The sequence below is a fragment of the Amycolatopsis minnesotensis genome (genome assembly GCF_039529815.1).
Taxonomy (GTDB): Bacteria; Actinomycetota; Actinomycetes; order Mycobacteriales; family Pseudonocardiaceae; genus Amycolatopsis; species Amycolatopsis minnesotensis.
The window spans coordinates 209,603-223,929 of record NZ_BAAANN010000005.1 but is presented as its reverse complement, the minus strand read 5'-3'; the positions used below and the strand labels follow the sequence as shown (position 1 = coordinate 223,929).

At 70.8% G+C, this 14,327-nt stretch carries 11 protein-coding genes; all 11 read left to right on the top strand.

The features are described 5' to 3' along the window. Window positions 1-99 precede the first annotated feature (99 nt). A complete protein-coding gene (locus ABD256_RS08350; RefSeq protein WP_344415308.1) occupies window positions 100-1,845 on the top strand; it encodes an AfsR/SARP family transcriptional regulator in 1,746 nt (581 codons plus the stop codon). A gap of 115 nt (window positions 1,846-1,960) precedes the next feature. Continuing rightward, window positions 1,961-3,265 carry a COG1470 family protein gene (locus ABD256_RS08345; RefSeq protein ID WP_344415306.1) on the top strand — a complete coding sequence of 435 codons (1,305 nt, stop codon included), beginning with the start codon at window positions 1,961-1,963 and terminating at the stop codon, window positions 3,263-3,265. 131 nt (window positions 3,266-3,396) lie between these two features. Further along, window positions 3,397-4,014, top strand: a complete 618-nt coding sequence (locus tag ABD256_RS08340) for a response regulator transcription factor (protein ID WP_344415304.1) — start codon at window positions 3,397-3,399, stop codon at window positions 4,012-4,014. Between the two features lie 104 nt (window positions 4,015-4,118). Next, window positions 4,119-7,250 (top strand): hypothetical protein, encoded by a 3,132-nt coding sequence (locus ABD256_RS08335; protein WP_344415302.1) that lies wholly within the window; start codon window positions 4,119-4,121, stop codon window positions 7,248-7,250. Beyond that, window positions 7,247-7,912, top strand: coding sequence for a Pvc16 family protein (locus tag ABD256_RS08330; protein ID WP_344415300.1), 666 nt, complete (start codon window positions 7,247-7,249; stop codon window positions 7,910-7,912). Before ABD256_RS08335 ends, ABD256_RS08330 begins: the two co-directional genes overlap by 4 nt. Continuing rightward, window positions 7,909-9,915: an ATP-binding protein gene (locus ABD256_RS08325; protein ID WP_344415298.1), complete on the top strand. Its 2,007-nt coding sequence runs from the start codon at window positions 7,909-7,911 to the stop codon at window positions 9,913-9,915. Before ABD256_RS08330 ends, ABD256_RS08325 begins: the two co-directional genes overlap by 4 nt. 3 nt (window positions 9,916-9,918) lie before the next feature. Beyond that, entirely contained in the window at window positions 9,919-11,604 is a 1,686-nt protein-coding gene (locus ABD256_RS08320) for an eCIS core domain-containing protein (protein ID WP_344415296.1), read from the top strand. 132 nt (window positions 11,605-11,736) lie between these two features. Further along, on the top strand, window positions 11,737-13,239 hold the full coding sequence (locus tag ABD256_RS08315; protein WP_344415294.1) for a phage tail sheath family protein: 1,503 nt from the start codon (window positions 11,737-11,739) through the stop codon (window positions 13,237-13,239). A 24-nt stretch (window positions 13,240-13,263) separates the two neighbouring features. Beyond that, complete coding sequence (locus ABD256_RS08310; RefSeq protein ID WP_344415292.1) at window positions 13,264-13,710, top strand: phage tail protein; 447 nt, start codon at window positions 13,264-13,266, stop codon at window positions 13,708-13,710. Further along, on the top strand, window positions 13,710-14,168 hold the full coding sequence (locus ABD256_RS08305) for a phage tail assembly protein (protein ID WP_344415290.1): 459 nt from the start codon (window positions 13,710-13,712) through the stop codon (window positions 14,166-14,168). Before ABD256_RS08310 ends, ABD256_RS08305 begins: the two co-directional genes overlap by 1 nt. Further along, complete coding sequence (locus tag ABD256_RS08300; protein ID WP_344415288.1) at window positions 14,165-14,323, top strand: DUF6760 family protein; 159 nt, start codon at window positions 14,165-14,167, stop codon at window positions 14,321-14,323. Before ABD256_RS08305 ends, ABD256_RS08300 begins: the two co-directional genes overlap by 4 nt. Window positions 14,324-14,327: the final 4 nt, after the last annotated feature.

The following is a 14,327-nucleotide window of genomic DNA, read 5'->3' as shown; positions in this document are numbered from 1 at the left end:
ATTACCCGACTTCGCTCGCACGCGTTTTCGCGCGGTGACAGGGTCATCATGGTGGGTGCGCGGTGATACGGGGTCGTCGCGCAGGCGGGGAGGGGTGGCATGGGTGCCAGCGGACTGAGGTTCGCGGTACTGGGCACGATGCGTGGCTGGTACGACCACCGATCGCTGGACATCGGGCCGCCGAAGCGGCAGGCGGTACTCGCCGCGCTGCTGCTGCGCGGTGGCCGGGTGGTGAGCGCGCCGGAGCTGATCGACGCGGTGTGGGGCGAGCGGCCACCGGCGAGAGCACTGACCGCGTTGCGCACCTACGTCCGCGGGCTGCGCGCCACCCTCGAACCGGACCGCGCCTTCCGCGCGCCCGCGAAGGTGCTGCTGTCCGTCGGCGGCGGTTATTCCCTGCCACTGGACGGGGACGTGCTCGACGCCGATCTCGCGGAAACGAGGTTCGCCGCGGCGGAGCGGGCGCGCCGGGCGGGCGACCTGGCCACGGCACGCGATCTGCTCGGTGCCGGACTGGCGCTGTGGGCGGGCGATCCGCTCGCCGGGGTGCCGGGGCCGTACGCCGCGCGCGAGCGCGGACGGCTCGCGCAACGGCGGATCGCCTTGCTGGAGAAGCAGTTCCAGCTCGATCTCGACCTGGGCAGGCATGCCGAGATCCTGCCCGCGCTGCGGACGCTCAGCATGGAACAGCCGTTGCGCGAAGGACTTCGCGGGCAGCTGATGACCGCGTTGTACCGATGCGGCAGGCTCGGGGAGGCGCTGACGGTCTACGGCGACACCCGGCGGACCCTGATCAGGGAACTCGGCGTCGAGCCGGGTCCGGAGCTGGCGGCGCTGCACCGGCGCTTCCTCGCGGGGGAATTCCCGGCGAATCCGGTGACTCCCGCGATCCACGCCGGCAGGCCCCGGCCCGCGCAACTTCCCGCCGCACTGCCCGATTTCACCGGTCGTGCCGGGATCGCCGCGCAGCTCGTGGACCGCGTCGGCTCCGGTGCGGGAAACGCGATGCCGATCACCGCGATCTCCGGGATGGCCGGGGTCGGCAAGACGGTGCTCGCCGTGCACGTCGCGCACCGGGTGCGGGCCCGGTTCCCGGACGGCCAGCTGTACGCCGACCTCCGGGACACCACGCCGTCGCGTGCGGTGCGGGAATTCCTGGTGGCACTCGGGCATTCCGCGGCGGAAATCCCGGCGACGGTGGAGCAGCGATCCGCGTTGCTGCGGACCACGCTCGCGGGGCGCCGGGTGCTCGTCGTGCTCGACAACGTCGGTGACGCCGAACAGGTCCGCCCGTTGCTGCCCGGTACTTCCGGGTGCGCGGCGCTGATCGCCGGGCGCGTTCCGCTGTCCACCTTGCCCGGTGCCACCACCTGCCGGCTCGAAGTACCGGGCCCGGCGGAATCGCTCGCCCTGTTCAGCCGGATCGTCGGCAGGGAGCGGGTGGCGGCCGAGCCCGAAGCGGCCATGGCGGTGGTGGCGGAATGCGGGCACCTGCCGCTCACCGTCCGGGAAATGGCGGGACGGGTGGCCGGGCGACCGAACCTTCGCATCGCGTCGGCCGCGGCGTGCCTGCACGGCGACCCCGGCGTGGCCGCTTCGTTCACCGGATCCCGGCTCGGCGTCGAGCAGTTGAGCCGGGAACAGGCCAGGGCGCTCCGGCTGCTCGCCTCGTCCGCGGCGCCCGATCTTTCGCTGCCGGAAGTCGGCCGCATCCTCCGCCGCACGGAGGAGGTCGCCGAGGAGCTGGCCGAATCGCTGGTCGACCTCCAACTGCTCACTTCGCCCGCGCCAGGGCGCTACGGGTGCCAGGGCGTGGTGCGGAAGTTCGCCGCCGGACTGCCCTGACCGGGATCCGCGACCGGGCACGCACCGCGCGGAGGGTCGGCGGGGAACCAGAAGGGGCCGCGAGGGTGCCCTGCGGTCCCTCGAACCGCGCGGCGCCGGTGCATACCGTGGTCCGGTGGTCACTTCAGCACACCTCGCGTTGGGCGCACCCGTTATCACCCCTGGGGAGACGGGCACCATCACGGTGACCGTGTTCAACAGCACGGACATCGTCGAGGCTTACACATTCGAGGTCCTCGGCGCGCTCGCGCCGTGGTCGGTCGCGGAGCCTGCCCGAATTTCGCTGTATCCGGGAACTTCGGGCAACGTCGTGGTGACCATCCAGCCGCCGAGGTCACCGGAGGTTCCGGTGGGCGAGGTGCCGGTGGGGGTGCGCGTGCTGCCCGCCGAGCACCCCGAGAACACCGTGGTGCTCGAAGAAACCGTGACGATCGCGCCGTATCTCGACGCGGACGCCGAGCTGGTGCCGTCGACGAAGGCGGGCAGGCGAGGCGCGAAGTACGTGGTCCGGCTGGACAACCGCGGCAACGACGCGGCGGCGCTGGCGGTGGACGGGGTGGCGAGCGGTGACGACCTCGCCCTGACCGCCCGTCCCGACCTGCTGACCCTGCCGCCGGGCCAGACCACCGAGACCGAGCTGGCGGTACGCGCGCACAAGCTGCTCTGGTTCGGCAAGCCGGTGAGCAAACCGTTCCAGGCCAGGGTGAACCGCCGCGGCGAGGACGACACCGGTGACGTCGAGGTGCCGCCCGCGATCGTGCTGGACGGCACCTTCACCCAGCGCCCGGTGTTCCCGCGCTGGCTGCTGGCGCTGCTCGGCCTGCTGCTGGCGCTGCTCGCACTGTGGTTCGGGCTGGTGCGGCCCGCGGTCAATTCGGCCGCGAGGCAGGCGGTCGACGACAAGACGAACCAGATCGCCGAGGCGGGCGGGCTCGCCACGGGGCCCGGCGGCGGTCCCGGCAAGCAGCCGGGGAAGAACGGCTCGGGGCCGGGGCAGCAGCCCGGAAACGGTCAGGGCGGCGAGAACAATCCGGACGACCCCGATTCGGCGGCGAGCGCGAATCGCCAGCAGTTCGACACCAATATCGAGGTCCAGACCAATCAGGGGGAGAGCGGGACGAACTCCTACACCGTGCCGGACGGCAAGGTGTTCCGCGTCACCGACATGCTGCTGTCGAACTTCCAGGGCGACGAGGGCCGCATCACGATCAAGCTGGGGGACCGGACGATCGCGACGATCGCGATGGAGACGTTCCGGAACCAGGACTACCACTGGGTCACCCCGGTCGACATCGACGAGAAGGCGACCGCCTCGGTGAGCGCGACCTGTTCGAAGACCGGTGTACCGCCCAGCGGGGCACCCGCGGCCAATTGCACCGAGCTGGTGACGGTCAACGGTTTCCTCGTCAACAAGGGCTGAATTCCCCGGTCGGTTTCACCCGGATACGAGACCGGGACACCGCGCCACCTCGCCGTTTATCGATCCTTGATTCCCGCCGGTAACGCTTCGCCGGTTTGGTCGAGGGAACGGATCGAAGGGGAGCGATGGGGATGTCCCGGACAAGTGTCGCAGTTCACGCGGAAGACGTGGTGTCGCGGGCCGGGGTGACCGCACTGCTGCGGCACCAGGCCGAGTTCGAGCTGGTCGGCGAGCGCGAGGCGGCCGAGGTCACCGTGGTGGCGCTCGATCAGCTCGACGACGACGGCGAGCAGGCGTTGCGGGCGCTGCGGTCCGCACACCAGACCAGGATCGTGTTGCTGGTCAGCCAGATCGAGGCGCAGCGGCTGACCACGGCGATCGAATGCGGGGTGGTCGGGCTGCTGGTGCGGGCCGAGGTGGATACGGATTCCGTGTCGCACGCGGTGCAGGCCGCGGCTTCGGGAAAGGGCAGTATGTCCGGCACTCTGCTTAGCCGGTTGTTCGAGCAGGTGAGCCGGTTGCAGCGGCAGGCGGACACCGGGCAGGCGGTGGGCGTCTCGTACCTCACCGCGCGCGAACAGGACGTGCTCCGGTTGGTCGCGGACGGGTTCGACACCACCGAGATCGCGGCCAAGCTGTCCTACTCCGAGCGCACCGTCAAGAAGTGCCTGTACGAGCTGAACTCCCGGATGCAGTTGAAGAACCGGGCGCACGCGGTGGGCTACGCGATGCGGCACGGGCTGATCTGACGCCGGTGCCCGAAAGGCTCCCGGTGTGCCCGTGAAGGGGACCGCGCCGCCACTGCGGCGGCCGTGCCCGGCGGGACAGGATGGACCTGATCGAGCGTGGAGGCATGGTGAAGGGGAGCTGGCGAGGCAGGCCGCGCATTCTCGGCCAGGCAGTGGGCGCGGTGCTGCTGCTCGTCGCCGCGGTGTGCGTGGTTCTGGTGGCCGTACCGGAGGACCAGCCGGCGAGGGCGGACGACGGACCGGGCACCGGTGGCCGGATCGCGTTCGCGGGCACCGGGCACCTCAGCCTCGGTTCGGTCGCCGCGCCGGACCTCGGGGACAAGGCGCGCACCGCACCGTTCTTCGGCGACGGCCCGGCCCACCTGGACACCGAGGACAACGCCCGCGGCGAGCAGCTTGCGTTCACGAGCCTGCGCGACGAGGCCAAGCCCCAGGTGTACCTGCGCACCGCGAACGGCCAGGTGCGACGGCTGACGACCGGTCTCGACACCAGCCACCCGGCGTTGTCGCCGGACGGCAAGACGGTCGCGTTCGCCGCCGCCGACGGTGGCCGCCACACGCTGTGGCTCGTCGGCGCGGACGGCACCGGCCTGCGCGAAGCGACAACCGGCGCGACCGCCGACGAGCAGTGGCCGAACTGGTCCCCGGACGGGAGCAGGCTGGCGTTCAGCAGTAACCGGGAACCCTTGCGGGGCCGCCAGATCTACGCGCTGTCCGTGGCATCGGGCGAGGTCACCCGGATCACCGACGAACGCGCGGGCGACGCGATCCAGCCGTCCTGGAACCCGGTGCACGGCGACGTGCTCGCCTACGTCTGCGACAACGACCGGGACGCCGGGACGACCGAGGACCAGAAGGCGCACCTGGTCAAGCTCGACGGCAGCGGCGACGTGCTGCTCGTCGGCGGAGGCCACGACGACTGGCAGAGCCGTCAGCCGTCCTGGAAGCCGGACGGCGAGGCGGTGCTCTTCCTCAGCCGGTACTGCCTGTGCGGAACGCCCAAGTTCGACCAGGTCTACGCACAGCCGGCGCCGGGCGGCGCCGCGCCGTCGGGACCGCCGCAGCTGCTGCTCGCCGAGGACCGGCAGGTCAGTTTCCCCACCTGGCTGACCGGACCGGACCGGCTGGTCGTCACCAGGCTGTCCGCGGAGGACAGGGTGACCGCCGATCTGCGGGACATCCGCCCGGACGGCTCCGATCCGCGGGATCTCGGCGTTTCGGTGCTGCGGGAGGATCCGGTCGCGTCGGTCGATTCGAACAAGATGTTCCACCCCGGTGCCGGGTACGACCCGTGGATGGAACGGCAGTCCTATTCCCCGGATGGCCGCCGGATGGCGTTCACCCGGTTCGAAGGGCCGGCGGAAACCCGGTTCGAGCGGGTCTGGCTCGCCGATGCCGACGGCGGGAACGCGCGGCCGATGCCGCTGGACGACCGGAAGGCGGGCGACTGGGAGTTCGACCCGGTGTGGTCGCCGGACGGCAGCCGGATCGCGCTGTCCCGCCGGTCGCCCGGCGGTGTCCCACCGGACAAGGGCGGCCGGAGCCGCATCGTGGTCGCCGAACCCGCCACCGGCCGCGTGGTGCACCACCTGACCCCACCACCGGGGCTCGAGGGGCAGAACGACACCCAGCCCGCGTTTTCCGCCGACGGCAGGACGCTGGCGTTCAGCAGAGGCGTCATCACCTACAACGATAACGGCGAGGAGGTGCGAAGCGGCCGGATCTGGACCGTGGACGCCGACTCCCTGACCGGGCAGCGCGATCTGTCCGCGGTGGTGTGCGGCTCGGACTGCGCGGTCGTCGACGACAGCGCGGTGTTCTCGCCGGACGGCGGCTCGCTGGTGTTCAACCGCGAGTCGGACGGCCTGCTCCAGGCGCGGACGGACGGCTCGGACTGCCGTGTCCTGTTGCCATCGGGCGCTTCCTGCGCGGGACCGGTCGGCAGGCCCGCTACCGCGCCCTACCAGCCGCGGGACGCCACATTCTCCCCCGATGGCCGTCAACTGGTGTTCTCCGCCAGGAACCAGGTGGATCCGAACGTCCCGGAACGCCTGCTGACCGCGGACCTGACGAGCGGGAAGCTGACGCCCCTCACGTTTTCCCTGCCTGGCAGGCACAAGGAAGCGACCTGGCAGCGCTCGGTCGATCTGCGCACCCAGCTCACCGCCGCGGCACCGCCCGCGGTGGTCGGTACACCGGCCAGGCTGACGCTCACCGTGACCGACGCCGGACCCGCGCCCTCGCCAGGCACCCGGCTGACCTTCGCCCCGCCGAGCGGGCTGCGGCTGACCGGCGCGAGCAGCGAGCAGGGTTCCTGCCTGCCGGCCGAACTCCGCTGCGATCTCGGTGTGCTGGAACCGGGGAAGCCGGTGCGGGTCACGGTGGACGTCATCGGGGACGCGCCGGGTACCAGGGAGCTCTCCTGGTCGGCGACCGGGACGGTGCTCGATGCCGATCCGGGCAACAACTTCGCCTCGGCGCGAGTGTCCACTGTGGCCGCTCCGCCGCCGCCGGGTACGTCGCCGCCACCACCTCCGCCCCCGCCCTCACCGGCCCCGCCACCACCGGCGCCACTGCCGCCACCGGCGCCGTTGGCCAGCCCGAACCTGCACGTGCGCGTCACCCCTGATCCGTCCTATGTGGGCGGACGGGCGGTGGCGACCTACCTGGTCGGCAACTCCGGCGGACAGCAGGCCACCGGGATCCGGGTGTCGCTGGTGCTGCCTGCCGGGGTACCGGTCGCCGCGGCGCCGCCGGAATGCGCGGGCGGCCAGTGCTACGTCGGCGACCTGCCACCGGGCGGTGTCACGGCGCTCCAGGTGGTGTTCGCGCCGAACGCCGCGGTGGACACCCAGGTGGCGGGCGTGCTCGCGGCCGGCGGCCAGGACGCCGACTACAGCGACAACACCGCCGACGCCCGATTGCGGGTGCTGCAACCGAAAATAGTGGCGGCGCCGCCGATCGGGCCGCCGGGATTCGTGACCTCGGTGCGCGGCACCGATTTCCCGCCGGGCGGCCCGGTGGTGCTGAGCTGGTCGCCGGGGATCACCACCGCGGCGGCCCCGACGCTGCCGGGGCCGGACGGCGGTTTCGCGGCGCAGCTCCTGATCCTGCCCAAGGACCAGCTCGGACCGCGCACGATCACCGCGACCGGTGCGGACTTCTCCCCGGTGACCACACCGTTCATGGTGGTCGCGCCGTCGGTCGGCCCGCCGAACTTCGTGGAGCGCCGATGATCCACGAGGTGGACGACGCGTTGCGCGCGCTGATCGTCGACGGCTCATGGCTCGACTCCCAGATCGAGGTGGTCTTCGAGGCCCCGACCAGCGACTGGGCGGCGCGGCGCAACGCGCCGACGGTCAACGTGTTCCTCTACGACGTGCGGGAGGACCTGGCCCGGCGCGATTCCGGCAGGCTGGAGGAACACGACGAGGACGGCAAACTCGTCGGCTGGCGGTCACCGCCGCGCTGGTACCACCTGTCCTACCTGGTCACCGCATGGACCACCCGCGCGCAGGACGAGCACCGCCTGCTGTCCGCGCTGCTCGCCCGCCTCGCCGGGCTGGAGGCACTGCCGGAGCAGCACCTGCGTGGCTCGGTGGCCGAGGCGGGCATGGCGGTGCGCATGCAGACCGCGCGCCCGCTCGGTGAGGGCCGGTCGTTGTCGGAACTGTGGTCGGCACTGGGCGGGGAGCTGAAACCGTCGGTCGACCTGTTGATCACGGCACCGATGCTGGGCGAGCTGACGCCGGTGGGCCCGCTGGTCACCGACGGTCTGGTGCTGGGCACCGACGACGAGCGCCGCAGGCTGCGCTACCCCGATCCGGCAGCCGACGCGGTACCGGCGCTCGGCGCGGCCACCCCGAGGGTGCGAAGGCGAAGGGGCACCATCCGATGACGCTGGCGCAGCGGCTGTCCACTGTGGAGGCACGGGTGCGCAGGGCGGTCGACGCCATGCGGGCAGGGGATCCGAACCCGGACGACCCGTACCGCGGGCTGTACCTGACGCCGGAGACCATCGACGCCCTGCTGACCGGCCCTGCGCGCCAGGCACTGCCGGACGAGGCGGGGCCCGCACCCGAGGTCGCCGCGCTCACCGCGCTGGCCAAGGCGTTCGGACTGTCCGAACTGGACGTCGAGGTCCTGCTGATCGCGATGGCCCCCGACCTCGACCCCCGGTTCGAACGGTTCTACGGCTACCTCAACGACGATGTCACCCGGCGCAGGCCCACCATCGGCCTCGCACTGGAACTGTGCGGGGTGGCGCCGGCCGATCCCGCCGGCCGGGCCCGGTTCGGGGCCGGCGCACCACTCGTCGCGCACGGACTGCTCACGGTGACCGAGCCCGAACGGCCCCTGCTGTCCCGCACCATCGGCCTGCCCGACCGGGTCACCGCCCACCTGCTTGGCGACCAGGCACCCGACGCCGCGCTGGCCGGGATCGCCACCGTGGCCGAAGAGTCCGTTGTGGACACCGAACAGGCGGCACGGCTGGGGCGCGGGCTGGCCGCCGGGCTGAGCCCGGTGCACCTCGTGCAGCGGGCCGGTGCCGCGGCACCGGAACTGGCGGTGGCGGCGCTGGCCGCGGCCGGTCGCCCCGCGGTGCTGGTGGACGCGGCGGCACTGGCCGACGGTGAACCCGGTGAGGTGGTGGCGATCGCCCTGCGCGAGGCCGGGTTGCGCGGTGGCGGCCTGGTGCTCGGCCCGCTGGAGGCGTTGCCGGACCGCGGCCGCCGGCGGCTGCTCGGCCTGCTGACCGGGCCGGGTCCGGCACCGGTGCTGCTCTACGGAAACCGCCAGTGGCAGACCGAACCGGGCAGGCCGGGCCCGGTGTCGATCCCGGTGACGCCCGCGCGGGCACCGGACCGGGTGGACGCGTGGCAGGCGGCCGTCGGCGAGCATTCGGTGTCCACACCGGACGATGCGGTGATCGCGTCGGCGCTGGCCCCGTACCGGCTGGGCGCCGGGCAACTCGCCGCGGCCGCGCGCGCCGCCGCCGGACTTGCCGTGCTGGACGGCGGCGAGCTGACCGCGCACCACCTGCGGGCCGGGGTGCGGGCCCAGAACGGGTCCGGTCTCGCCCGGCTGGCCCGGCGCGTCGAACCGGCGGTGGGCTGGGCCGACCTGGTGCTGCCCGCCGCGCACCGCGCCCAGCTCGGCGAAATGGTGCAGCGGGCAAGGCACCGCGATCTCGTGCTGCGGCAGTGGCGGATGCGGCCGGGCGGTGGCCGCGGTGCCGGGGTGCTGGCGTTGTTCGCCGGCGAATCGGGCACCGGTAAGACCATGTCGGCCGAGGTGGTGGCGGGCGAGCTGGGGCTGGACCTGTACGTGGTGGACCTGGCCACGGTGGTGGACAAGTACATCGGCGAGACCGAGAAGAACCTCGACCGCATCTTCACCGAGGCCGCCGGGGTCAACGGGCTGCTGCTGTTCGACGAGGCCGACGCCCTGTTCGGCAAGCGCACCGAGGTCAAGGACTCGCACGACCGCAACGCCAACATGGAATCGGCCTTCCTGCTGCAGCGGATGGAGTCCTTCGACGGCATCGCGGTGCTCACCACCAACCTGCGCGCCAACCTGGACGAGGCGTTCACCCGCCGCATCGACGTGATCGTCGACTTCCCGGTCCCCGAAGCAGGCCAGCGCCTCGCACTGTGGGAAAGCTGCCTCGGTGCCGAGCTGCCCCGAGCGTCCGATGTGGACCTGGAGTTCTGCGCGAACTCCTTCGAACTGGCAGGCGGTTCCATCAGGGCCTGCGCGGTCACCGCCGCCTACCTGGCAGCCGAGGCCGATCGCCCGGTCGCCATGGCCGACCTCATCGCCGCCATCCGCGGGGAGTACCGCAAGCTCGGCAGGCTGGTGCTGAGAAGCGAATTCGGCGACTGGCTCGCGGAAGGGTGATCGATGCACAAACGAGAGCACGAGGAAACCGCGGATCGCGTCGCACCGGGCAGACGACCTGCCACCGGGCACCCGCCCGCGCAGGCGCGGATGCTCGGCCTGCAGGGGCAGATCGGCAACGCCGCCGTCGTCCAGCGGATGGCGGAGTCCGAAGTGGACATCCAAGACGAACAGCTCGCGGCGGTGGAGGCGGCGGAGAAGGGGCAGGCGCAGCGGTTGTCGTCCGAGGTGGCCGCCGATCTGGGCAGCCGAACCGGTGACGACCACTCCGGCCTCCTCGTGCACAACGATTCCGCCGCGCACTGGGCGGCGGAGACGCTGGGGGCACTCGCCTTCACCATGGACAAGCACGTCTACTTCGGGAAGAACCAGTTCCGGCCGGACACACCGGAGGGCATGGAGACACTGGCGCACGAAGCCGGCCACGCACTGGGTGTCGGCGGCTCCCCTTCGGGCACCGTGCAGCGGAACGGGCTCCAGATCTCCGACGACGCCCACGGCGCCGACGAGAAAGCGGCCCGCGACTACGGGAAGGCGGCGGTGACCGCGCCCGTCCAGCGCCGCGCCGGGCACGGTCATGACCACGCGCACGGAAACGGGACGACCGGTCACGCCGTGGTGCAACGCATGAAGAACGAAAACCACTCGAAGAGAAAGCGCACCGATGGCGCGCCTCCCGCCCGGCCGGACAACGAGGAGGAAGAAGGGCTCAAGGCCAGGGAGGAGAAGCGCAGGCCAACGGCGAACCAGGTCAAAGCGGCGGTGAAGGACGCGCTGACCGATCTGGGCTGGCAGTCGTACGGCGCGGGCCAGAGCCTCACCATCCACAAGGACCCCTCGGGCGCCAACCCGGAGGGCGCGAACCGGATGCAGCAGATCTACGCCGAGAACTCCGAGAGCTTCCGGGGTCGTAAGAGCTACGAAGGAAAACGCCCCAAGCAGTTCCTTCGCTGGGTCTCGACCGTGCTCTTCGGTGCGCACGGCGGTGCCGCCCGCGAGGTGCAGAGCACCATCCACGACGGGCAAGTGGTGATCTCGGCCAATGTCAACTCCGTGATCGACAAGCTGGCCGGACTCGTGAAGGGCAAGAAGCTGCGCCAGGTCCTCGAGGAAGTCATCAAGACCCCCGGTTCCGGCGCGGGTTACCGTGAGCGCCACCGGGACAAGATCGAGCAGCGGCTACTGGCCGACGAACCCGATATGCGGTACGAAGAAGTCCTTCCATACCTGGACAAGGAAGTGGTGGTCACCGACGGCGGGAGCGCCGACGACGAGAAGCGCGTCGACGATCTGCACGCCGAGCGCCGCCTGCTCAAGTACGTGCGCGCCTTCGGCGGCTCGACCGTGGACACCGGACTGGACTCGAAGATGGTCGGTGGGGTGAAACGTCCCTGCGCGACGTGCTACCTCAGCCTGTTCGAAGGTCAGGAAGGGGTGACGAGCGGGCCGCTTTGGCCCAGCCTCGGGGCGAACGTCGAGTTCGAACCGTTCGAAAAGCTGCTCGAACCCGGAGTGACGCTGGACAGCGCGGCACGGGAGTTCGCCGAAACGCTCGACAAGGTGGAACGCACCTTCGTCACCGCTCTGAGCGGCGGTTCGTTGACGACCTCCCACGACACCGACTCCGACACCGATCTCGCGAAATCGTCCGAGAGCGAAGGGCAGGCGTCCGGAGATGAGCGCATGTGACCCGGTACCCCCTGCGGGTGCCCGATCGGACACCCGCAGGGCCCGGATTCGGGTACTCCGAGCCCTCCCGCGCGCGGGGTGCGGGTGGACACAATGGACGGTGGCCGATCGTGTCGCAGTGAAGGAGCCAGCATGCCGACCTATCTCTCTCCCGGCGTGTACGTGGAGGAGGTCCAGGGTGGTGCCCGGCCGATCGAAGGGGTCGGTACCGCCGTCGCCGCGTTCGTCGGGTTCGCCGAGCGGGGGCCGTTCCACGAACCCACCTTGGTGACCAACTGGAACGCCTACGTGGCCGCCTTCGGCGGGTTCGTCGCGGACACCTACCTGGCGCAGTCCGTGTACGGCTACTTCGCCAACGGCGGGGGCGCCGCCTACATCGTGCGCATCGGCGCTCCGGCCGCGGCCGAGGGCGCGAGGGCGGCCGAACCGGTGGCACTGGGCGGGTTGCGGGTCGCCGCGCTGCCCGAGGCGGGCGGTCAGCTTTCCGTCGAGGTCACCGACCCCGGCGGCGAGAACCCGCCCGAGGACCGGTTCACCCTGCAGGTCAAGCAGGCGGGCAAGGTGGTCGAGACCTTTGAGGTCTCGACGAAGAAGAACGTGAAGAACTACGTGGTCACCCAGGTCCGCGAGCGGTCGAAGCTGATCACCGTCACCGAGGAGCAGCAGGGCAGGCCGGAGAACCAGGCCGTCACCGTGCCCGCGCCGGTTCCGGCCGCACCGGCCAAGGTGCGCGCCGAGGAGTACGTCGGCCACGTCGACGACCGCAGCGGCCTCGGTGGCCTGGAGGCCATCGACGAGGTCACCATGGTCGCGGTGCCGGACCTGATGGCCGCCCACCAGCAGGGCCTGATCGACGCCGAAGGTGTGAAGACCGTGCAGCTCGCGGTCATCTCGCACTGCGAACAGATGGGCGACCGGGTCGCGGTGCTCGACCCGCTGCCGGGCATGACCGCGCAGCAGGTGCGCAAGTGGCGGCTGGACGATGCGGGCTACGACTCGAAGTTCGCCGCGCTGTACTACCCGTGGATCAAGGTGTTCGACCAGGCGAGCGGCCGCAACGTGCTGGTGCCGCCGAGCGGGCACATCGCCGGGGTGTGGGCGCGCACGGACGCGGAGCGCGGGGTGCACAAGGCCCCTGCCAACGAGGTGATCCGCGGCGCGGTGGACCTCGGGTACAAGCTGACCAAGGGGGAGCAGGACCTGCTCAACCCGATCGGCGTGAACTGCGTGCGCGCCTTCGCGGGCCGCGGCATCCGGATCTGGGGCGCGCGCACGCTGGCGTCGGACCCGGCATGGCGCTACCTCAACGTGCGACGGCTGTTCAACTACCTCGAAGAGTCGATCCTCATCGGCACCCAGTGGGTCGTCTTCGAGCCGAACGACGACCGGCTGTGGTCCAGCATCCGCCGCAACATCACCGCCTTCCTCACCGAGGAATGGCGTCGCGGCGCGTTGTTCGGCCGCACCGCGAACGAGGCGTTCTACGTCAAGTGCGATGCGGGGAACAACCCGCCGGAGTCCATCGACGCCGGTCAGGTGATCTGCGAGATCGGTATCTGCCCGGTGAAACCGGCCGAGTTCGTGGTGTTCCGGCTTTCCCAGTTCTCCGACAGCACCAGCCTGGTCAACGAATAGCGCAGCAGCAGAAAGGCACCAGCCATGGCAGATGGAGACGTGGGCTCCACGCATATTTTCGGCCTCGAACTCGGTGGGATCAACGTCGAGTTGGTTCAGGAGGTCAGCGGCCTCATGATCGAGGAGGACGTGATCACGGTCAATTCCACGAGCACGCTCGGCGACTACATCATCCGCAAGCAGCCTGGCGCGCGTAAGAGCGGCGAGATCGTCATCACCCGCGGTCTCGACAAGAGCTCCGCGTTCACCGAGTGGATCACGCAGACCCTGAACGACGGCGCCGTCGAGGCCGCCAGGCAGAACATCACGGTCCACATCATGAACGCCGACAAGACGACCTTCCGGCGGATCAACATGATGAACGCCTGGGTCTACAAGTGGGAAGGCCCCTCGTTCAAGGCGGGCGAGTCCACCGCGGCCTCGGAGAAGGTGACCGTCACCTTCGAAGAAATCAAGATCGAAGACGCCTGATGCGCAGGCGTTCGGTCAGCGCGCCCGTCCCGGGTCACGACGAGGACGAGGCGGGCGCGCCCCTCGCGCAGGCTCCGCGGCCGGAGCCGATGCGAACCGAGTTCGAGTTCGTGCTGCCACGGGGCTATGTGGACAGTGACGGGGTCACCCACCGCGAGGGCACGATGCGCCTTGCCACCGCACGGGACGAACTGATTCCCCTGATCGACGTGCGGGTCAAGGAAAACCCGGCGTACCTGAGCGTGGTGCTGCTCGGCCTGGTGATCACCAAGCTGGGCACCGTCACCGATATCCACGCCGGGCTGGTGGAGCGGATGTTCGCCTCGGACATCGCGTTCCTCCAGGACTTCTACCGGCGGATCAACAGCGAGGGGCACACCAGGGCCGCGGTGTCCTGCCCTGACTGCGGCTCGGCGTTCGAGGTGGACATCGCCGGTGAGCGCCTGGGGGAATCGTGACGTACGCGACCGACCGGCTCTACCAGGAGGTCGCGTACGTGGCGTACCACTTCCACTGGTCCCGCGATGAGGTGCTGGACCTGGAACACCGGGAACGGATCCGCTGGGTGGAGCAGATCGCCGGGATCAACACCCGGATCAACGAAGGCGGGTGAGATC

What these genes read in the sequence shown, in the direction of transcription:
- ABD256_RS08310 (WP_344415292.1), top strand. Translation starts at nt 13,264, where the DNA reads ATGGCAGATGGAGACGTGGGCTCCACGCATATTTTCGGCCTCGAACTC.
- ABD256_RS08330 (WP_344415300.1), top strand. Translation starts at nt 7,247, where the DNA reads ATGATCCACGAGGTGGACGACGCGTTGCGCGCGCTGATCGTCGACGGC.
- ABD256_RS08315 (WP_344415294.1), top strand. Translation starts at nt 11,737, where the DNA reads ATGCCGACCTATCTCTCTCCCGGCGTGTACGTGGAGGAGGTCCAGGGT.
- ABD256_RS08305 (WP_344415290.1), top strand. Translation starts at nt 13,710, where the DNA reads ATGCGCAGGCGTTCGGTCAGCGCGCCCGTCCCGGGTCACGACGAGGAC.
- ABD256_RS08350 (WP_344415308.1), top strand. Translation starts at nt 100, where the DNA reads ATGGGTGCCAGCGGACTGAGGTTCGCGGTACTGGGCACGATGCGTGGC.
- ABD256_RS08335 (WP_344415302.1), top strand. Translation starts at nt 4,119, where the DNA reads ATGGTGAAGGGGAGCTGGCGAGGCAGGCCGCGCATTCTCGGCCAGGCA.
- ABD256_RS08340 (WP_344415304.1), top strand. Translation starts at nt 3,397, where the DNA reads ATGTCCCGGACAAGTGTCGCAGTTCACGCGGAAGACGTGGTGTCGCGG.
- ABD256_RS08320 (WP_344415296.1), top strand. Translation starts at nt 9,919, where the DNA reads ATGCACAAACGAGAGCACGAGGAAACCGCGGATCGCGTCGCACCGGGC.
- ABD256_RS08325 (WP_344415298.1), top strand. Translation starts at nt 7,909, where the DNA reads ATGACGCTGGCGCAGCGGCTGTCCACTGTGGAGGCACGGGTGCGCAGG.